Source organism: Pseudomonas sp. AP3_22 TE3818, assembly GCF_053628995.1.
Genome location: NZ_JBRJHL010000001.1, coordinates 5630208 through 5648711, shown reverse-complemented (window position 1 = coordinate 5648711; position 18504 = coordinate 5630208). Strand labels below are relative to the sequence as shown.

Below are 18504 nucleotides of genomic sequence, written 5' to 3'. Positions count from 1 at the left end.
CTCGGACGATACAGGGATGTTTCAACAAGATGCCGATAGATACAGACGTCGCTTCAGGATCCACGCAGGCCGTCGCGCTCGAACAGGAAGAGCTCTTTCCCATTCGCGAGGTGGCGCGACTGACAGGTGTCAACCCGGTCACGCTTCGCGCCTGGGAGCGACGTTATGGCCTGATTGTTCCAACACGCACCGATAGCGGGCATAGACTGTATTCGATGTCCGATATTGAGCGTGTCCGCAGCATCCTCGGCTGGATCGAACGCGGTGTCGCGGTCAGCAGGATCGGCAAGATCCTGGCCAGGAGCGCGCCGCTCCAGGCGTTGTCGCACATTATCCCCAACAGCCTCGTGGAAGCCGATTACGCGCAGTGGCACCAGCAGGTTCTTGCGGCGGTCAACGGGTTTGACGACCTTCGGCTGGAGCAGCTTTACGGGCAAATCTTTTCCAGTTATGCCCTTTCGGTGGTGTTTCAGGACATTCTGATCCCCGTCTGGAAGCAGTTGTTGCAACGCCAGGACCAGTTCGGCGTAACCAGCGAGTGGCTGTTCCTGGATGGTTTTCTGCGTTCGCGGGTCGTGCAGCGCTTGCTGTTGACGCGCGAGAAGCAGCCGCGCCGCGTGGTCATCTGTGCCCTGGATGATCACTGCCGGGAGCTGGAGCTGTTGGTTGCCGCCCTGTTCCTGAGTTCCGGGCCATCGACCATTCGCGTATTGAACATAGGCCAGCCATTCGAGGAACTGGCGTTGATGTGTGCAAGGATCAAGCCCATGGCACTGGTGCTGTTTTCCAATCAGGTGCCGAATGCCGAGTTGCCGCGGCGCTTGAATCGCCTGGCCATGGGCCTGGAGTGTCGATTGTTGTTGGCTGGAGATGCTTCCGACCTGGCGCAGGAAAGCCTGGCCGGGTCATCGATTGGTTGCCTGGGCAATGAAGGGAAGGTCATGAGCCAGCGTCTGAAGCAGTTCCTGGCGGGAAGCCTGGATACTTGACGTTCAGAGATGCAGCGCTGGATGAGTCAAACGATGCTGTTGCAGGATGAACTGGCGCAGACGCTCGGTTTCGTCCGTATCGCTCTGGTTCAATTGATAGGCGTAGAAGCCCTGTTCGTTTTCTTTCTCGAAGGTACCGCGCAAGGCAATCCGCTCATAGCCTGAGGGGCTGAACCACAAGGCGAAATGCTTCGGTGGCTTGGTCTTGTTGCGAACCTCCAGCAAAACCCCTTTGCACGACACTTCGTGTACCCACAGGGTGCCGGGTTGACCCTGGGCATTTTCCAGCGCTACCGGCTCGTCCAGTACCAGACGCCAAGGCCGGACCATGGGCCCGTCTTCATAGATGCTCGGCACGCCGAGACGCAAATGCAACGCATGAAACTCGTCTTCCACCAGGTGCAGGGGGAAGGTTATTTGCTGGTTTTCGAAGCTGGCTTGAATGGTGACCTGCTCATGGGCCGCCAGGCGGGTGAGCAGGTCACGGATTTGCGATCCACCGTTGACGAGCAGGCTCGACGTCGCATCCCGCACATTGAGTTGCGGGTTGTGTTGCATGGTCTGGATGAAATCCAGCTCATCCTGGGTCAGGAGCGCGTCGCGTTGCATGGCCAGCTCGAAAGATATAATTACAAAGTCATTGGTGATTGTAGTAACTGACCATTAATTCTTAGTTTCGTTTGCGCCGTTCGTCGCCTTGAGCGCGGCAAGCTGGGCCTGGAGTTCAGCGACCTGCCCCTCCAGTTGAGCCACGCGCTGTTGCGCCTTGACCTGCACCGTGACGTCTTTCTGCACGCCGACAAAGTAGGTTTGCCCGTCCGCTGGATTTTTCACCGTTGAAAGGGACAGCTCATTCCAGAACGGTGTGCCGTCCTTGCGGTAGTTGCGCAGTATTTCCCGGCAGGAACCTTCTCGGTTCAAGGCGTCGCGAATCAACGGCAGGGCTTTCTGGTCGCGGTCCCCTGACTGCAGGAAACGACAATCCTGATAGAGGATTTCTTCGCTGGAGTACCCCGTCAGGCGTTCGAACGCGGGATTGACGTAAATGAGGATTTTGTCCTGATCGCCTTCCTTTTCGGCAATCACGATGCCGTCGTTGGAGGCGTTGATCACCATTTGCAGCAGTTGGGAATTAATCATCGGAATATCCTTTCCTGATTGATTGTCAATTGCATTCTAAGAGAATAATCACGACTGTGCTGTTAATATCCGGGTCTTTTACTCGGATTCAGGATCAGATTGATGAAAGTCGCCATCATTTCCGGCTCGGTGTACGGCACGGCCGAAGAAGTTGCCCGCCACGCCGCCAGCCTGTTGAAAGCCGCCGGTTACGAAACCTGGCACAACCCGCGTGCGACCCTCGCCGATATCCAGGCGTTTGGCCCAGAAGCCTTTTTGGCGGTGACCTCGACCACCGGCATGGGCGAATTGCCGGACAACCTGCAACCGTTGTATTCGACCATTCGTGACCAATTGCCAGCGGCCTGGCGCGGTTTGCCGGGGGCGGTGATCGGATTGGGCGATGCGAGTTATGGCGATACTTTTTGTGGCGGCGGCGAGCAGATGCGCGAATTGTTCGGTGAGCTGGGCATTCGCGAAGTGCTGCCAATGCTGCGCCTGGATGCCAGCGAAAGCGTGACCCCCGAATCGGACGCCGAGCCTTGGCTGGCGGAGCTGATCAGCGCACTGCGCGAGTGACGGATAACCCGCCATCAACGCCAGTCAGGGTTCTGACAGTGCGGCAAAAGCGGCCTGTCAGCCCCTTGCTGGCGCCGGTCATTTGACAGGGATCCAGAGCAGCAGGGCGACTGACTCGCTGGGCCATCAAGCTGGCTGCCAATGCAACTACACGAACCTCAAGGGCTGACTAGACTCGGTAAACATAGGAAACACTCCATAATAAAAAACACCGAGGCTCCTTGCCGTGACTGTCGCTCCCGTCCAATCGCCACACAGTCTCAAAGACCAGGTCAGTGCTGCCGAGTGGCAGACTCGCGTTGACCTTGCGGCCTGTTATCGCCTGGTCGCTCAACACGGTTGGGATGACCTGATCTTTACCCACATCTCCGCCAAGGTGCCCGGCACCGAAGATTTCCTGATCAATCCGTTCGGGTTGATGTTTCACGAAATGACCGCGTCGAGCCTGGTCAAGGTGGATCAGGCCGGCAACAAGCTGATGGACAGTCCTTACGAGATCAATCCGGCGGGTTACACCATCCACAGCGCCGTGCATGAAGTGCGTCACGATGTGGTTTGTGTGCTGCACACCCACACGGCTTCAGGGGTGGCGGTCTCGGCCCAGAAGCAGGGCATTCTGCCGATCAGCCAACAGTCGTTGTTCGTGCTTTCCAGCCTGGCCTACCATGCCTACGAAGGTGTGGCGCTCAACCATGAAGAGAAAGTGCGGCTGCAGGCCGACCTCGGTGAAAACAATTTCCTGATGCTGCATAACCACGGTCTGCTGACCTGCGGCAGCACCATCGCCGATACGTTCCTGATGATGTTTACCTTTCAACGTGCCTGTGACATTCAGGTCATGGCGCAAAACGGTGCGGCTGAACTGATTGCCATCGAACCGCAGATTCTGGCTGGCGCCAAAGCCATGATCGCGGGTGTCACCAGAAGTGCTCAAGGAATGGGCGGAGCGCTGGCGTGGCCGGCGCTGCTGCGCAAGCTCGATAAACTGGACCCGGGTTATAAACTCTAATGGCACTCGCCGAGATTCCTCTGTGTGTCTGGCGCAAACGCAGCCAGACGTTCTTGTTCCGTGGCCACAGCATCCGTTACTGGACGGCGGGGCAGGGTGAGCCGCTGTTGCTGATTCACGGTTTTCCGTCCGCCAGTTGGGACTGGCATTACCTGTGGCAGCCATTGACCCAGCGCTTTCGCGTGATCGCTTGCGACATGCTCGGCTTCGGCGATTCGGCCAAGCCGGCGAATCACGAATACAGCCTGCTGGAGCAAGCGGATCTGCAACAGGCACTGCTTGAGCACCTGAATGTCGGGCAGCCGGTGCACCTGTTCGCCCACGACTATGGCGACAGCGTGGCCCAGGAACTGCTGGCCCGGCATTACGAGTCGCGGGTGGAGTTGGCCAGTTGTGTGTTTCTCAACGGCGGGTTGTTTCCGGAAACCCACCGTCCGGTATTGATGCAAAAACTCTTGCTCAGCCCTTTGGGCTGGATGATCGGCCGCGCCTTCAGCCGTGATGGCCTGGTGAGAAGCTTTCGGCAGATTTTCGGTCCGCAAACCCGGCCCAGTGAAAGCCAGATGGATGATTTCTGGAGCCTGGTCCAAAGCCATCGCGGGCCACGCATCATGCACAAATTGATCGCCTACATTCCGGAACGGCGTGTCTGGCGCAACCGTTGGGTGCGCGCGATGCAACGCGGTGAAGTGCCGCTGCGAGTGATCGATGGCGGGGTCGATCCGATCTCCGGTGTGCATATGGTCGAGCGTTACCGGGAACTGATCCCTGATGCGGACACCGTGGTGTTGCCCGACATCGGTCACTACCCGCAGATCGAGGCACCCTGCGAGGTCCTCAGGCACTACCTGGCGTTTCGCGATCAGTTGCTCTTGCCGCCGCGTAAGGTGGCGTGTTCCTGATTCGCAGCGTGAACCTGCTCTGCTCCTGTGGCGAGGGAGCTTGCTCCCGTTCGGCTGCGAAGCAGTCGTAAACCTGCTGAACGCGTTATATCTGAATCACTGCGCTGTATGGTTTGGGGCCGCTTCGCAGCCCAACGGGGGCAAGCCCCCTCGCCACAGGGTTTGTGTCCATTTCTCTATCAATCATCCCCCAGCCTTATCGCGCACCATTCAGCCTCCCCCGTGTTGATTGTGACCCGCTGCGCCGTGCCGGACACTCGGACTCATCGTCCCTTGGCCTGCTGGAGTCCCCCCATGAATGAGTCTGTGCGCTTCGAAGATAAAGTCGTGATCATCACCGGTGCCGGTGGCGGCCTGGGACGGGCGCATGCACTGCTGTTCGCCAAACAGGGCGCCAGGGTTCTGGTCAACGACCTGGGCGGCTCGACCCAGGGCGAAGGCGCCAACGCTTCGGCCGCCGCCCGCGTGGTCGCGGACATTCGCGAGGCCGGCGGCATCGCCGAGGCCAACCACGATTCGGTCACTGACGGTGACAAGCTGGTCCAGCACGCCCTGGACGTCTTCGGTCGCGTCGACGTGGTGGTCAACAACGCCGGGATCCTGCGTGACAAGACCTTTCACAAAATGGAAGACGCCGACTGGGACCTGGTTTACCGCGTCCACGTCGAAGGTGCCTACAAAGTCACCCGCGCCGCCTGGCCGCACATGCGCGAGCAGAACTACGGCCGGGTGATTTTCACCGCGTCGACCTCGGGTATCTATGGCAACTTCGGCCAGTCCAACTACGGCATGGCCAAGCTCGGCCTCTATGGCCTGACCCGCACCCTGGCCATCGAAGGCCGCAAGAACAACATCCTGGTCAACGCCATCGCCCCCACCGGCGGCACGCGCATGACCGAAGGCCTGATCCCGCCACAAGTCTTCGAACAGCTCAAGCCGGAACTGGTCAGCCCGCTGGTGGTGTACCTGGCCAGCGAGAACTGCCAGGAAACCTCCGGTCTGTTCGAGGTCGGCGGTGGCTGGATGGGCAAGGTCCGCTGGGAGCGCAGCCTCGGCGTCGGGTTCGATCCACGGGCCGGTTTCTCACCGGAAGACGTGGCGGCGCACTGGCAGCAGATTTGCGACTTCGAGGGTGCGGCGCATCCGAAGGACAACATCGAAGCGCTGAAGGAAATGATGGGGAATTTGCAGAAGTATTCGCTCTGACATTGCCGGCAAGGTCACATTGACTGACCTTGCCGGTGGCTGCATCTGTAGGTTGGAAAATCGTTCGCCATCGATCAGCCGGAAAAGTATTTGAATACCAGTGCCTTCAGATTGGCGGCTGTCTGTGCATCCATTTTTCCGTCAAATTTTTCCGGTCGAAAATGCATCTGGAATGCCCGTACCAACTGTTGAAAACCACCCTCCGTCGAGGCGCCCGAAACATCGTATCCATAGGACTTGAACAGCCCCAGCAATTCGCTTCGGCATGGAACGCCCGATGTGGTGTATTGGCTCAGAAACTCGTCCCGAGTGGCTTCATCGAACCAGGCGCCGACGCCTTTGAGGTACAGCGCCTGCCAGGGAAACATCGGCCCCGGGTCGCTTTTGCGGCCGATTGAGATATCGGAGTGGCCCAACACCTGCGTCGGCGTGATATCCGGGTAGCGCTTGAGGATGTTCAGCGCCAGTTGTTCAATCGCAGCAATCTGCTCGGGGTGATACGGCGGGAAGGTGAATTCGCCGTTGTTGTCAGTCGCCAGGTTGACCACTTCAATGCCGATAGACGTGTCGTTCAGATTGCTGCGGTTGCCCCACTGACTGACGCCCGCATGCCACGCGCGTTGGCTTTCATCCACCAGGTTGAACACTTCCTGCCCGGTATAACCGGCTTTCAGGTAACTGGGGTCGGTGATATCCGGAACCAGATAGTGCGCGCTGACATTCGGGCCGGTCAGGGCACTGACAGAGCTCGCAAAGTCAGCGGCCGTGTAGTGAAGCACCAGAAGGCGTATTCGACTGTTGAAGCTTCGGGTTGAGCGATAATGGTTGTAGTTGATGGGCTTCATGGTTGCACTCGCAATAAGTCAATGTGAAGCCGGACGAAGATCAAGGTTGTTCGCCGACTTGCCGGTCAACTTAATGGCCTGAGTGCGATAGGTGTTTACCTATGCTTGTAGGTTCTTTCTGAAAAAAATGTAGGAGCCAGCTTGCTGGCGATGGACTCAAGCGCGCCGCGTTTATCCAGTTCACCCGCGTTATCGTTAACGACCATCGCTGGCAAGCCAGCTCCCACAAAGGACTGCGCCCACGCTGAAACTGTAGGAGCCAGCCTGCTGGCGATGGACTCAAGCGCGCCGCGTTTATCCAGGCCACCCGCGTTATCGTTAACGACCATCGCTGGCAAGCCAGCTCCTACAAAGGACCGCGCCCACGCTGAAACTGTAGGAGCCAGCCTGCTGGCGATGGACTCCAGTTCGCCGCGTTTATCCAGTTCACCCGCGTTATCGTTAACGACCATCGCTGGCAAGCCAGCTCCCACAAAGGACCGCGCCCACGCTGAAAACTGTAGGAGCCAGCTTGCTGGCGATGGACTCAAGCGCGCCGCGTTTATCCAGTTCACCCGCGTTATCGTTGACGCCCATCGCTGGCAAGCCAGCTTCTACAAAGGACCGCGCCCACGCTGAAACTGTAGGAGCCAGCCTGCTGGCGATGGACTCAAGCGCGCCGCGTTTATCCAGTTCACCCGCGTTATCGTTAGCGCCCATCGCAGGCAAGCCAGCTCCTACAGGGGACTGTGCCCACGCTGAAAATGAGGCCCATAAAAAAGGCCGCTGCAAACGCAGCGGCCAAAGTAAGACGTTGGATCAGGAGCTACAAATCAACGTCAGTGAACACGGGGCGATGAACCGAATCCTCGATTCATCTGAAATCTTTCAGTCACGGTGCAGGCTCCGTGGCAGCCAGGTAAGAATAAGCCCTCGGCGCTGTAGGAAAAATACCAATTCCCGACATGCACTGTTGCAGCCCGGGCAACAGTCAGGATTCGGCTGCTCGACTTCCGGGTGATGACCCTGTGCCGGTCATCCTTTAGAGGTACACCACGAATACCTCTTTGGTGCGCTTATCGATCCCGGTGCCCCGGCAGTAGGGTGACGCCTTCTGTCACTCACCGGGGAAGACGCATGACAAAAACAACAATGCGCGCCATCTTCACACCGCAGGCGCTGGCGGCCGCGGTCGCATTGGGCTGCTGTGCCCAGGCTCAGGCCATTTCGTTCAGCATCGGGGAAATCGAGGGGACGTTCGACTCCTCATTGTCGGTCGGCGCGAGTTGGGGCATGCGTGATGCGGATGATGCCCTGGTAGGCACCGTCAATGGCGGTTCCGGTCAGTCTTCGACCGGTGACGACGGGCGCCTGAACTTCAAGAAGGGCGAAACCTTTTCGAAGATCTTCAAGGGTATTCATGACCTCGAACTGAAGTACGGCGACACCGGCGCGTTTGTGCGTGGAAAGTACTGGTACGACTTCGAGCTCAAGGATGAGAGCCGCCCATTCAAGGACATCAGCGATCACAATCGCAAAGAAGGCGCCAAGTCTTCAGGCGGACAAATCCTCGACGCGTTCGTTTATCACAACTACTCCCTCGCCGATTTACCGGGCACGGTGCGTGCCGGCAAGCAGGTGGTCAGTTGGGGGGAGAGCACCTTCATCGGCAACTCGATCAACAGTATCAATCCGGTCGACGTGTCCGCGTTCCGTCGCCCTGGAGCGGAGATCAAGGAGGGCCTGATCCCGGTCAACATGCTGTTCGCTTCCCAGGGCCTGACGGAGAAGTTGACCGTGGAAGGCTTCTATCAACTGGAATGGGATCAGACGGTCGTCGATAACTGCGGCACCTTCTTTGGTGTCGATGTGGTGGCCGATGGCTGCAACAAGGGCTACACCGTCGCCAGCCCGGCCATTGCACCCTTGCAGCCGATTGCGGCTGCCTTTGGCCAGGGCTTCGAGGTCAGTAAAGAGGGGGTGATCGTTCCCCGAGGCGGTGACCGTGACGCCCGGGATTCCGGACAGTGGGGTACGGCGTTGCGCTGGCTGGGGGACGACACCGAGTACGGCCTGTACTTCATGAACTACCACAGCCGCAGCCCCAACGTCGGGACCACCACCGCCGGGCTCAGTACGCTGGCAAGCCTTCCGGGAATCGTCGCCACCGCCAACCGAATCGCCCCCGGCAGCGGTTCAGGCCTGGCCCAGAGTGTGATGCTCGGTCGGGGCCAGTATTACCTCGAATACCCGGAGGACATCCGCCTCTACGGCGCCAGCTTCGCCACCACCTTATCGACCGGCACTGCGTGGAGCGGGGAAATCAGCTACCGCCCCAACCTCCCGGTGCAGGTCAACACCAATGACCTGACCCTGGCCATGCTCAATCCGATAGCAGGCGGTGCGGCGTCGCCCATCGCCACGTCACCGGGGGCTGACAACAAAGGTTACCGCCGCAAGGAAGTGACGCAGATCCAGAGCACCCTGACGCACTTCATCGATCAGGTCGCCGGTGCGGATCGCCTGACGTTGGTGGGCGAGGCGGCGGTGGTTCGGGTCGGTGGTTTGGAAGCACGCAGCAAACTGCGCTACGGCCGCGACTCGGTGTATGGCCAGTATGGTTTCCACGGCGATACCGACGGCTTCGTGACCTCGACTTCTTGGGGTTATCGCGCTCGGGCCATCCTCGACTACAACAACCTCATCGCCGGGATCAACGTCAAGCCCAATCTCTCGTGGTCCCACGACGTCTCCGGCTATGGCCCCAACGGCCTGTTCAACGAAGGCGCCAAGGCCATCAGCCTCGGCGTCGATGCGGACTATCGCAACACCTATACCGCGAGCCTCAGTTACACCGATTTTTTCGGCGGGGACTACAACGTCCTCACCGACCGTGACTTCGTGGCATTGAGCTTTGGTGTGAACTTCTGATCTGGCTGAAAAGGATGAATTCAATGCGCAAGATGATTCTGCAATTGGGCACCGTTCTGGCTCTGAGTCTGCTGGCCGCCAAGGTGATGGCCGCGGTGTCGCCAGAGGAAGCCAACAAGCTCGGCACCAGCCTGACCCCGCTCGGTGCCGAGAAGGCCGGCAATGCCGATGGTTCGATTCCGGCCTGGACCGGTGGCATCCCGAAAAACGCGGGCGCGGTGGACAGCAAAGGTTTCCTGGCCGACCCGTTCGCCAACGAAAAGCCGTTGTTCGTGATCACCGCTGCGACCGTCGACAAGTATAAGGACAAGCTTTCCGACGGCCAGATCGCGATGTTCAAGCGCTACCCCGAGACTTACAAGATCCCGGTCTATCCCAGCCACCGCAGTGTGGCGTTACCGGCAGAAATCTATGAGTCGGCCAAACGCAGTGCACTGAACGTAACACCGATCAACGACGGCAACGGTCTGGCCAACTTCACCGGCAATCGCTACTACGCGTTTCCGATTCCGAAGAATGGCGTGGAAGTGATCTGGAACCACGTCACCCGTTACCACGGCGGCAATCTGCGTCGCACCATCACCCAGGCGACACCGCAATCCAATGGTGATTTCACGGTGATCCGCTTCAAGGATGAAGTCGCCGTGCCGTCGTTGCTCAGTGATCTGAAGCCGGGCAGCGACGATAACGTGCTCAACTACTTCAAGCAGGAAGTGACCGCACCGGCACGGCTGGCGGGCAACGTGTTGCTGGTCCACGAGACGCTCGATCAGGTCAAGGAACCGCGCAAGGCCTGGATCTACAACGCCGGCCAGCGTCGGGTACGGCGTGCGCCACAGGTAGCCTATGACGGTGTCGGCACCTCATCCGATGGCCTGCGCACCACCGACAACTTCGACATGTTTTCCGGCGCACCGGATCGCTACGACTGGAAACTGATCGGCAAGAAGGAGATGTACATCCCCTACAACAGCTACAAGCTCGACTCGCCAGACCTCAAGTACACGGACGTGATCAAGGCCGGGCACATCAACCAGGACCTGACTCGCTATGAGCTGCACCGGGTCTGGGAAGTCGTCGCTACGGTCAAGCCGAGCGAACGGCACGTGTACGCCAAGCGCCACATGTACATCGACGAAGACAGCTGGCAAGTGGCGCTGGCCGACCACTACGACGGACGTGGCCAGCTCTGGCGTGTCGCCGAAGGGCATGCCCAGTTCTACTACGATCACCAGGTGCCGGCGTACACCGTCGAAGCGCTGTATGACCTGATTGCCGGTCGCTACATCGCACTGGGAATGAAGAACGAAGAAAAGCGCAGCTTCGAGTTCAACATCGATGCAAAGGCGGGAGACTACACGCCAGCAGCCTTGCGCAGCACGGGGGTCAGGTAGGTTTCCTACAGGCTCCTACACAAAAGGGTGACTTTGCGGTCACCTTTTTTATAGGGGGCGATCAGTGTGTTGAATACTTCTTCAACAAGCGCTCGGGAGGGGTCTAGGGTAGCGCCAGAATTATAAAAAAAAGGCGCATCACAATGACTGCAATGACGCACTGTCTGGACCGCCCAGGCCTTGTGCCCCGACTGTCGTCCCATCATCTGTCCCGCGAGCGGTTGATCGAACCCATGCTGGTGTCGACCGCGAGGGTGAAGTTGCTTTGCGCACCGCCCGGCAGTGGCAAGAGCGCGTTGCTCAGCGAATGCCTGCTGCGGGCGCCGGAGCACTATCGGGTCTGTTGGCTGCCGCTGGCGGGGGCGTCGTTGAGTGCTGCCGATTTTCTGTTGCGCCTGACGCAAGCGCTGGATCTGCCCTCGGCGGATGAGCCCGGGCTGCTGGCGCATCTGGCCCGATTACAGACCCCGACCTGGCTGTTTCTGGATGATTACTGCCGCGCACCCAACCCGGAACTCGACCGGATGCTCGATCGCCTGTTGGCCGTCGCCAACCCGATGCTGACCTGGTGGCTGGGTTCCCGTCGACGACCCTCCTGCAACTGGCCGCGGCTGCTGCTCGATGATGAGGTGTACGAGTGCGAAGGCCGGGCGCTGGCGTTTACCGAGGCCGAGGTCGGGCAGTTGCTCGGTCATGTCGAGCCGACCCTGGCGGCCCAGACTGCCAAGAGGGTAGTTGAGCGCAGCGGTGGCTGGTGCGCTGGCGTACGGATCGCGTTACTCAATGGTTGCCCGTGGTCGAGTGAGCAGGGGCGTTCGGCAACGTTGCTTGATTATCTGCAGCACGAGTTGTTCAACACCTTGCCGCCGGAGTTGGTTGAGGTCTGGCAGGTGTTGGTTCATCTGCCACGCTTCAACGCCAGCCTGTGCGAGCATCTTTTCGGTACGGGTGAGGGCGCGCAGTGGCTGCACGCGTTGCAGGACATGGGCTGCTTCATTGAGCCTTGGGAAGACTCCGTCGAGTGGTTGCGGATCTTCGAGCCACTGGCCCGGGCAATGGCTGAAGAGCCGACCCCGACCGGGCGATCCTGGCATCGCCGCGCGTGCCAATGGTTCAGCGCCGAAGAGGACTGGCAAGGTGCGTTCGAGCAGGCGCTGTTGGCGCAGGAGTTCGAAGTGGCGGTCAGTCTGTTGCAGCACTTCAGCCTCGAACATTTGTTCCGGCGCGAAAATGTCTGTCTGCTGTTGAAACTCCATGAGCGTCAACAGGCTGAGCTGACCCTTGTTACGCCGCAATTGGTGGGGCTGGTCAGCGCGGCGTTGTTGTTTGCCGGACGTTTCGATCCTGCCGCCGCGTGCATCGAGCAACTGGCACGATTTACCCCGCAGCCTACGCAGGCGCTGCAACGGCAACTGCTGGCACGCTGGCAGGCGCAACAGGGTTGGCTGCTGCATTTGCAAGGCCGTATGGAGGCGGCCCGTACGCACTTCCTCGATGCGCTGGCCGAGCTGGGCGTCGATGCCTGGCCGGCGCGAGTGTTGTGCCTGTCAGGACTGACCCAGCAGGCGTTGCTCAACGCCGAACTCGATGTGGCGCAGACGTTCAATCGTGAGGCACTGTGCCTGGCGCGCGCCCAAGGCTCGCTATTGTTCGAAGGCCTGCTTGAACTCGATCACGCGCAGTTGCTGGAGATGCGCGGAGCGCCCCGACGCGCCGAGAGCTTGTTGGCTGATACTGTGGCGCTGTTGTCTCGAGAGGCTGATCGACCGACGCCGCTATTGGGGCGAATTGCCCTGCGGCGAGGACGTTTGGCTCTCTGTCAGGGGCAAGATGAGCTGGCCGCCGGTTTCTTCCAGTCCGGCCTGGAGGACTGCCTGCAAAGCCAGGACAAGCACGCGCTGTATGGCTTTCTCGGGCAAGCGCAGATGGCCGCCAACCAGCGCGATTATGCCCATGCGTTTGATCGTCTGCGCGAAGCCGAACGGTTGATGCAGCAACGGCAGATCCCCGACACGGTTTATCGCAGCGTACTGCTGCAAATCAGCAGTCATTTCTGGCTGCAACAAGGGCGCCCGGAGTTGGTCCGGGAAGCGCTGACCCGAGTCTTGCGTCATTATCGCGGGGCCCATGCACGCCAGGCACCACCCGCCACGCTGCAACTGATTGCGCGTATCGAATACCAGTTGGTGTTGGCCGAGACTCAACTTCAATTGGCGCACTGTCCATTGGATCGTCTCAAGGCGTTACTCAAGCATGCGCAACAACAGGCCATGCTGGCGCTGGAAACGGAGTTGCAATTGGCAATCTGCGAAGTGGCGGACCTGACGGGCGAGCCGGACATGGCTCATGCAGCACTGGAGGCCGGCCTGGCCTTGGTGAAGCGTTGTCATGGGCAACAGGCATTGCGTGATTTGAATTTGCGCCAGCCAAGTCTGATCTGTCGTCTACAGGGAACGGCGCCAGCGGTCGGCACCGATGTCAGTTTGCTGAGCGGGCGAGAGCTTGAAGTGCTGGATCTGATTGCCCAAGGCAACTCCAATCAACAAATCGCCGAACAACTGTTCATTTCGTTGCATACGGTTAAAACCCATGCCCGACGCATCCACAGCAAGTTGGGTGTGGAGCGACGCACACAGGCAGTTGCCATGGCAAATAAGTTGGGGTTGATAATGCAGGTTTGTTAAGTATTGGTTTTTAGTTTTGAAATGAATTAAAACATACTGTCGCGTGCATAAATAATTGTGTTGATTAGTATGGTTGCCGGCGCTGACAGGTCAGAAATTGGTTGCGTTGTCAGTATGTTGGTTCAACACGCCGAGCAGGATGTTCGGCTATTCAAGACAGGAAGTCTGTATGAGCGACAGGTTTTTTTCTTACAGAAAGATTTTACTATTGAAGCGTATACGTGCGGATTTCGCAGTCGAAGTGCTGTTGGTTTCGCGCTTGGGAGAACTCGGGATCAATCCGTTCAAAACCTATTTGAATACGCTGGTTGATCTTGTTGGCAATGAATTCAGTGGATCCAGGACGTTATTCGATGAAACGCTGGAGTGGGTTGAGAAAAAGGCACTGCCTAATTATATCCAGGGTATCAATCAGATTTTCAACCGGCAGTATTCTTTCGAGCCGGAGCATCGGGTATCAGGGCTGGACCTGATAGAGTTTGAGCGCATCGTAATTGATATCGTCCGTTGGTTGACCGAAGCGCCCTCAATCAACCTTTCAAAACGTTCGATCAAAGTATCCGGCATCGAGGAGGTCCATGCGGCGTTGAAGTATCAGCTCCCGGAATTCAATATCGATAACCTGTACTTGACCCGTTTTGTCGCGCAAGCGGGCGAGCGAAAGATACTTCAATCCCGAAACTTGGCCGAAGATATCTTTACTCATTTCAAGCAGAATGAAATTCCTTACTATCACGGCGAAGGAATTGGTGTTTATTCGATCGCTAACAGTGCCCAGGAATCTGATTTGCATCCGCAGCTTACGATCGAGGATGTCAGTGACCTGGTGATCAAGATCGCCCCGGATTTCCTGGCCTGAGCGTTTGGTAAAAGCGCTGGCTATGGGGAAAAACGTGTAACTATTAATTATGGAGTTTTAAAGTATGGAACAGCTGACCAAGGAATTGGTGCGGGCCAAGTTGCACGCAAGGATCAGTCGTCGCGGTATCGATGTCGATAAGGTATATATCAATGCAGTTGCGTCGGCTAGCGATTCGACGGTTATTTACTCTGAGTCACTGGTGTCGGCATTTTTTCTTCAGTTGCAGGATGGTGAGGTTCCAAAGTTTTACAGTGAAAATTTGGGGATCTTTTCCAAGCCGTATACGTTTGACCAGGAATATCGTTTCGATGGTGTGAAACTTGATGAACTCAATGAAATGGGTGCAGCCATTGCACGGGACTTTTTGAGCTGATTGGTGTTTTCATAAAAGCAGCTGTGCCAACCCTGCTTGGTTGGCACAGCTGTGGCAGTCAGATTGCGGATGCGGCGGGTTCATAACCCATGCGCCAGCTGACCGCACGGCTGGCGGATAACAGGCGCTGCGCCGCCGGCCCGTTTTCATCGGCATGGAACAACGATGTCGGCCCCACCACTGTCAGCACCGCAACCACTCTGCCCATCGCGTTGAACACCGGTGCCGACAAGGCATCCACCCCTGGCAGCAGCAAACCATGTACATGGTGCAAACCGCGCGCGCGGATTTGTTCGCACTGGGCCGCGTAGGCCTGATCGTCTGCCAGCACATGGGCTGCGTGGGACTGTAGTTCCTGCACGCGCAGATCCTCGGTCTCGCGTTTCGGCAGGTAGGCGCCAAATACCAGTCCCGTCGAAGAGCTGAGCAGCGGCAGCACCGAGCCCAGTTGTGTCACCACCGTCACCGCACGCACTGCCGGCTCGATGTGCACCACGGTCGCGCCCTGATTGCCCCATACCGCCAGAAAGCAGGTTTCGTTCAAGTCATCGCGCAGCTCGGCCAAGGGCAGGGCGGCGACTTTCAGCACGTCCATACTGTTGAGTGCTGCCAACCCCACGCGTAAGGCTTCACGGCCCAGGCCGTAATGGTTGGTCGCTGCGTTCTGTTCGGCAAACCCGCTGGCGATCAGCGCCTGCAAATAGCGGTGGACCTTGCTCGCTGGCATTTGCACGTGTTCGGCCAGGCGCGACAGCGAAGTCGAAGGCGACAACTCGGCCAGAGCCTTGAGGATGTCAGTGCCAACCTCGGCCGAGCGGACTTTCTGTTTACCGTTGTTGTCGCTGGTTTTTTCCATGGTGGCTGGGATCCCGGGACGAATGGGCGTCTTTATAGCTTGACGGTCAATACCAATCAAATTACGTTATGCGTAATCAAATTACGATAAAAATAACCCAGGCGTGCCTCGACCTCTGCAACAGAGCGAGCGGCCACTGCCGACTCCCTGTTCAGGAGGCTCCATGAACCCCGATTCAACGATGCCAGCGCTGGCCTACCTGTCAGGCTTCGGCAACGAATTCAGCAGCGAAGCCTTGCCCGGCGCACTGCCTGTCGGCCAGAACTCCCCGCAAAAAGCCCCATACGGTCTCTACACCGAGCTGTTCTCCGGCACGGCGTTCACCATGCCGCGCAGCGAGGCACGGCGGACGTGGATGTACCGCATTCAGCCGTCGGCCAATCACCCGGCATTCGTCAAGCTGGACCGGCAACTGGCCGGCGGCCCGCTGGGTGAGGTGACCCCCAACCGCCTGCGCTGGAACCCGCTGGACATTCCCGCCGAGCCGACCGATTTCATCGACGGCCTGGTGAGCATGGCCGCCAACTCGGGCGCAGAAAAGCCGGCCGGTATCAGCATCTACAACTACCGCGCGAACCGTTCCATGGAGCGCGTGTTCTTCAACGCCGACGGCGAGATGTTGCTGGTGCCTGAACTGGGGCGCCTGCGCATTGCCACCGAACTGGGCGTGCTTGAACTGGCACCGCTGGAAATTGCCGTGCTGCCACGCGGTCTTAAATTCCGCATCGAACTGCTCGACCCGCAGGCCCGTGGTTATGTCGCCGAAAACCATGGTGCGCCATTGCGTCTGCCGGACCTGGGGCCGATTGGCAGCAATGGCCTGGCCAATCCGCGGGACTTCCTGACTCCGGCGGCGGCTTACGAGAACCTGCAACAACCCACCACGCTGGTGCAGAAATTCCTCGGCCAGCTGTGGGCGTGCGAGCTCAATCATTCGCCGCTCAACGTGGTTGCCTGGCACGGTAACAACGTGCCGTACAAATATGACTTGCGCCGTTTCAACACCATCGGCACCGTCAGTTTCGATCACCCGGATCCTTCGATCTTCACCGTGCTGACCTCGCCGACCAGCGTCCATGGCCTGGCCAACCTCGACTTCGTGATCTTCCCTCCGCGCTGGATGGTGGCCGAGAAAACCTTCCGTCCGCCGTGGTTCCACCGCAACCTGATGAACGAATTCATGGGTTTGATCCAGGGCGAATACGACGCCAAGGCCGAAGGCTTTGTGCCCGGCGGTGCTTCGCTGCACAGCTGCATGAGCGCCCATGGTCCCGACGGAGAGACGTGCACCAAAGCAATCAACGCTGACCTCAAACCGGCGAAAATCGACAACACCATGGCATTCATGTTCGAGACCAGCCAGGTGTTGCGTCCGAGCCGTTTCGCCCTCGATTGCCCGCAACTGCAAAACACTTACGATGCCTGCTGGGCTACGCTGCCCGCCACTTTCGACCCGACCCGGAGATAACCCATGACGCAGACTTCCATCACTCGCAGCTGGGTTGCATCCGCCAACGACCATGCGGATTTCCCCCTGCAAAACCTGCCGCTGGGCGTGTTCAGCCTCAACGGCTCGGCGCCGCGCAGTGGCGTGGCCATCGGCGAGCACATCTTTGATTTGCAGGCGGCCCTGGAGGCCGGGTTGTTCGATGGCGCTGCGAAAGCAGCGGTCGAAGCGACCCTTGGCGGTCAGTTGAATGCCTTCTTCGAACTGGGCCGCGAGGCTCGCGTCGCGTTGCGCGAGCGTTTGCTGGAACTGTTCGCCGAGGGCAGCACCCTGCACGGCAAGATCGAAGCCCAGGGCGCAAAACTGCTGCCGCTGGCGGCGGATTGCGAAATGCACCTGCCGGCAAAAATCAATGACTACACCGACTTCTACGTCGGCATCGAGCACGCGCAGAACGTCGGCAAACTGTTCCGTCCCGACAACCCGTTGCTGCCGAACTACAAGTACGTGCCAATCGGCTACCACGGTCGTGCGTCGACCATTCGCCCGTCCGGTACCGACGTCCGCCGCCCGAAAGGCCAGACCTTGCCGGCCGGTCAGAGCGAACCGACGTTCGGCCCTTGTGCGCGCCTGGACTACGAACTGGAGCTGGGCATCTGGATCGGCCGGGGCAACGACATGGGGGACTCGATTGCCATCGGCGACGCCGCCGATCACATCGCCGGTTTCTGCCTGCTCAACGACTGGTCGGCACGGGACATCCAGGCCTGGGAATACCAGCCTTTAGGGCCGTTCCTGTCGAAAAGTTTCATCACCAGCATCTCGCCGTGGGTCGTCACCGCCGAAGCGCTGGAGCCATTCCGTCGTGCCCAGCCTGCGCGTCCGCAAGGCGATCCGCAGCCGCTGCCGTACCTGCTCGACAAGCGCGATCAGGCCGCTGGCGGGTTCGACATCGAACTGGAAGTGCTGCTGCTCACCGAGGCCATGCGCGAGCAGAACCTGCCGGCTCATCGCCTGACCCTGAGCAACACACAGCACATGTACTGGACCGTGGCGCAAATGGTCGCGCACCACAGCGTCAACGGCTGCCAATTGCAGGCCGGTGACCTGTTCGGTTCGGGCACCTTGTCGGGGCCGGAGAGCGGTCAGTTCGGCAGCCTGCTGGAAATCACCGAGGGCGGTAAAAAGCCGATTGAACTGGCCTCGGGCGAGGTGCGTAAATTCCTTGAGGACGGTGACGAAATCATCCTGCGCGGCCGTTGCCGTCGCGACGGTTTCGTGTCCATCGGTTTCGGTGAGTGCCGTGGCAAAGTGCTGCCGGCGCGCTGA

Annotated in this window: 18 protein-coding genes; 12 read left to right on the top strand and 6 right to left on the bottom strand. The window is 59.0% G+C overall.

The window, feature by feature from the left end:
- The first annotated feature begins 29 nt into the window (after positions 1–29).
- Entirely contained in the window at positions 30–989 is a 960-nt protein-coding gene (locus tag AB7M25_RS25750) for a MerR family transcriptional regulator (RefSeq protein ID WP_429384120.1), read from the top strand.
- A 3-nt stretch (positions 990–992) separates the two neighbouring features.
- On the opposite strand, the gene AB7M25_RS25745 is transcribed toward AB7M25_RS25750, so the two are convergent.
- On the bottom strand, positions 993–1598 hold the full coding sequence (locus tag AB7M25_RS25745) for a hypothetical protein (RefSeq protein ID WP_429384118.1): 606 nt from the start codon (positions 1596–1598) through the stop codon (positions 993–995).
- Between the two features lie 54 nt (positions 1599–1652).
- Entirely contained in the window at positions 1653–2129 is a 477-nt protein-coding gene (locus AB7M25_RS25740) for a PAS domain S-box protein (protein WP_429384116.1), read from the bottom strand.
- Between the two features lie 102 nt (positions 2130–2231).
- On the opposite strand from AB7M25_RS25740, the gene AB7M25_RS25735 reads away from it, so the two are divergent.
- The 4 genes from AB7M25_RS25735 (at position 2232) to AB7M25_RS25720 (ending at position 5804) form a co-directional block, all read left to right on the top strand.
- A complete protein-coding gene (locus AB7M25_RS25735; protein WP_429519602.1) occupies positions 2232–2687 on the top strand; it encodes a flavodoxin in 456 nt (151 codons plus the stop codon).
- Positions 2688–2913: 226 nt separating this feature from the next.
- A complete protein-coding gene (locus AB7M25_RS25730; protein WP_429384110.1) occupies positions 2914–3696 on the top strand; it encodes a class II aldolase/adducin family protein in 783 nt (260 codons plus the stop codon).
- Entirely contained in the window at positions 3696–4598 is a 903-nt protein-coding gene (locus AB7M25_RS25725) for an alpha/beta fold hydrolase (RefSeq protein WP_454238152.1), read from the top strand. Before AB7M25_RS25730 ends, AB7M25_RS25725 begins: the two co-directional genes overlap by 1 nt.
- 294 nt (positions 4599–4892) lie before the next feature.
- The gene (locus AB7M25_RS25720; protein WP_429384106.1) at positions 4893–5804 is read left to right on the top strand and encodes an SDR family oxidoreductase; all 912 of its coding nucleotides are present in this window, start codon (positions 4893–4895) and stop codon (positions 5802–5804) included.
- Between the two features lie 74 nt (positions 5805–5878).
- Here AB7M25_RS25720 and AB7M25_RS25715 read toward each other — a convergent pair whose 3' ends face one another.
- The 3 genes from AB7M25_RS25715 to AB7M25_RS25705 form a co-directional block, all read right to left on the bottom strand.
- Complete coding sequence (locus tag AB7M25_RS25715) at positions 5879–6649, bottom strand: N-acetylmuramoyl-L-alanine amidase (RefSeq protein ID WP_454238151.1); 771 nt, start codon at positions 6647–6649, stop codon at positions 5879–5881.
- A gap of 95 nt (positions 6650–6744) precedes the next feature.
- The gene (locus AB7M25_RS25710; protein WP_454238150.1) at positions 6745–7101 is read right to left on the bottom strand and encodes a hypothetical protein; all 357 of its coding nucleotides are present in this window, start codon (positions 7099–7101) and stop codon (positions 6745–6747) included.
- The gene (locus AB7M25_RS25705; RefSeq protein ID WP_454238149.1) at positions 7091–7348 is read right to left on the bottom strand and encodes a hypothetical protein; all 258 of its coding nucleotides are present in this window, start codon (positions 7346–7348) and stop codon (positions 7091–7093) included. Before AB7M25_RS25705 ends, AB7M25_RS25710 begins: the two co-directional genes overlap by 11 nt.
- Positions 7349–7765: 417 nt before the next feature.
- Between AB7M25_RS25705 and AB7M25_RS25700 the strand changes: the two genes are divergently transcribed.
- The 5 genes from AB7M25_RS25700 (at position 7766) to AB7M25_RS25680 (ending at position 14872) form a co-directional block, all read left to right on the top strand.
- Positions 7766–9559 (top strand): DUF1302 domain-containing protein, encoded by a 1794-nt coding sequence (locus AB7M25_RS25700; RefSeq protein ID WP_429517609.1) that lies wholly within the window; start codon positions 7766–7768, stop codon positions 9557–9559.
- Positions 9560–9582: 23 nt separating this feature from the next.
- Positions 9583–10953: a DUF1329 domain-containing protein gene (locus tag AB7M25_RS25695; protein ID WP_429384097.1), complete on the top strand. Its 1371-nt coding sequence runs from the start codon at positions 9583–9585 to the stop codon at positions 10951–10953.
- A 143-nt stretch (positions 10954–11096) separates the two neighbouring features.
- Positions 11097–13637 carry a helix-turn-helix transcriptional regulator gene (locus AB7M25_RS25690; RefSeq protein WP_429517610.1) on the top strand — a complete coding sequence of 847 codons (2541 nt, stop codon included), beginning with the start codon at positions 11097–11099 and terminating at the stop codon, positions 13635–13637.
- Between the two features lie 169 nt (positions 13638–13806).
- A complete protein-coding gene (locus AB7M25_RS25685; RefSeq protein ID WP_429384093.1) occupies positions 13807–14496 on the top strand; it encodes a hypothetical protein in 690 nt (229 codons plus the stop codon).
- A 64-nt stretch (positions 14497–14560) separates the two neighbouring features.
- On the top strand, positions 14561–14872 hold the full coding sequence (locus tag AB7M25_RS25680) for a hypothetical protein (protein WP_429384091.1): 312 nt from the start codon (positions 14561–14563) through the stop codon (positions 14870–14872).
- 58 nt (positions 14873–14930) lie between these two features.
- Here the strand turns inward: AB7M25_RS25680 and AB7M25_RS25675 are convergent, their stop codons facing one another.
- Complete coding sequence (locus AB7M25_RS25675; protein WP_429397986.1) at positions 14931–15728, bottom strand: IclR family transcriptional regulator; 798 nt, start codon at positions 15726–15728, stop codon at positions 14931–14933.
- A 163-nt stretch (positions 15729–15891) separates the two neighbouring features.
- On the opposite strand from AB7M25_RS25675, the gene hmgA reads away from it, so the two are divergent.
- Positions 15892–17196: a homogentisate 1,2-dioxygenase gene (hmgA, locus tag AB7M25_RS25670; RefSeq protein ID WP_429384087.1), complete on the top strand. Its 1305-nt coding sequence runs from the start codon at positions 15892–15894 to the stop codon at positions 17194–17196.
- Positions 17197–17199: 3 nt separating this feature from the next.
- Positions 17200–18504 (top strand): fumarylacetoacetase, encoded by a 1305-nt coding sequence (gene fahA, locus AB7M25_RS25665; protein WP_429384085.1) that lies wholly within the window; start codon positions 17200–17202, stop codon positions 18502–18504.

Excerpts from the sequence above, each read along its gene's own strand:
- AB7M25_RS25750 (WP_429384120.1), top strand. The coding sequence starts at position 30 with ATGCCGATAGATACAGACGTCGCTTCAGGATCCACGCAGGCCGTCGCG.
- AB7M25_RS25745 (WP_429384118.1), bottom strand. The coding sequence starts at position 1,598 with ATGCAACGCGACGCGCTCCTGACCCAGGATGAGCTGGATTTCATCCAG.
- AB7M25_RS25740 (WP_429384116.1), bottom strand. The coding sequence starts at position 2,129 with ATGATTAATTCCCAACTGCTGCAAATGGTGATCAACGCCTCCAACGAC.
- AB7M25_RS25735 (WP_429519602.1), top strand. The coding sequence starts at position 2,232 with ATGAAAGTCGCCATCATTTCCGGCTCGGTGTACGGCACGGCCGAAGAA.
- AB7M25_RS25725 (WP_454238152.1), top strand. The coding sequence starts at position 3,696 with ATGGCACTCGCCGAGATTCCTCTGTGTGTCTGGCGCAAACGCAGCCAG.
- AB7M25_RS25720 (WP_429384106.1), top strand. The coding sequence starts at position 4,893 with ATGAATGAGTCTGTGCGCTTCGAAGATAAAGTCGTGATCATCACCGGT.
- AB7M25_RS25715 (WP_454238151.1), bottom strand. The coding sequence starts at position 6,649 with ATGAAGCCCATCAACTACAACCATTATCGCTCAACCCGAAGCTTCAAC.
- AB7M25_RS25710 (WP_454238150.1), bottom strand. The coding sequence starts at position 7,101 with ATGGTCGTTAACGATAACGCGGGTGAACTGGATAAACGCGGCGAACTG.
- AB7M25_RS25705 (WP_454238149.1), bottom strand. The coding sequence starts at position 7,348 with ATGGGCGCTAACGATAACGCGGGTGAACTGGATAAACGCGGCGCGCTT.
- AB7M25_RS25700 (WP_429517609.1), top strand. The coding sequence starts at position 7,766 with ATGACAAAAACAACAATGCGCGCCATCTTCACACCGCAGGCGCTGGCG.
- AB7M25_RS25695 (WP_429384097.1), top strand. The coding sequence starts at position 9,583 with ATGCGCAAGATGATTCTGCAATTGGGCACCGTTCTGGCTCTGAGTCTG.
- AB7M25_RS25690 (WP_429517610.1), top strand. The coding sequence starts at position 11,097 with ATGACTGCAATGACGCACTGTCTGGACCGCCCAGGCCTTGTGCCCCGA.
- AB7M25_RS25685 (WP_429384093.1), top strand. The coding sequence starts at position 13,807 with ATGAGCGACAGGTTTTTTTCTTACAGAAAGATTTTACTATTGAAGCGT.
- AB7M25_RS25680 (WP_429384091.1), top strand. The coding sequence starts at position 14,561 with ATGGAACAGCTGACCAAGGAATTGGTGCGGGCCAAGTTGCACGCAAGG.
- AB7M25_RS25675 (WP_429397986.1), bottom strand. The coding sequence starts at position 15,728 with ATGGAAAAAACCAGCGACAACAACGGTAAACAGAAAGTCCGCTCGGCC.
- hmgA (WP_429384087.1), top strand. The coding sequence starts at position 15,892 with ATGAACCCCGATTCAACGATGCCAGCGCTGGCCTACCTGTCAGGCTTC.
- fahA (WP_429384085.1), top strand. The coding sequence starts at position 17,200 with ATGACGCAGACTTCCATCACTCGCAGCTGGGTTGCATCCGCCAACGAC.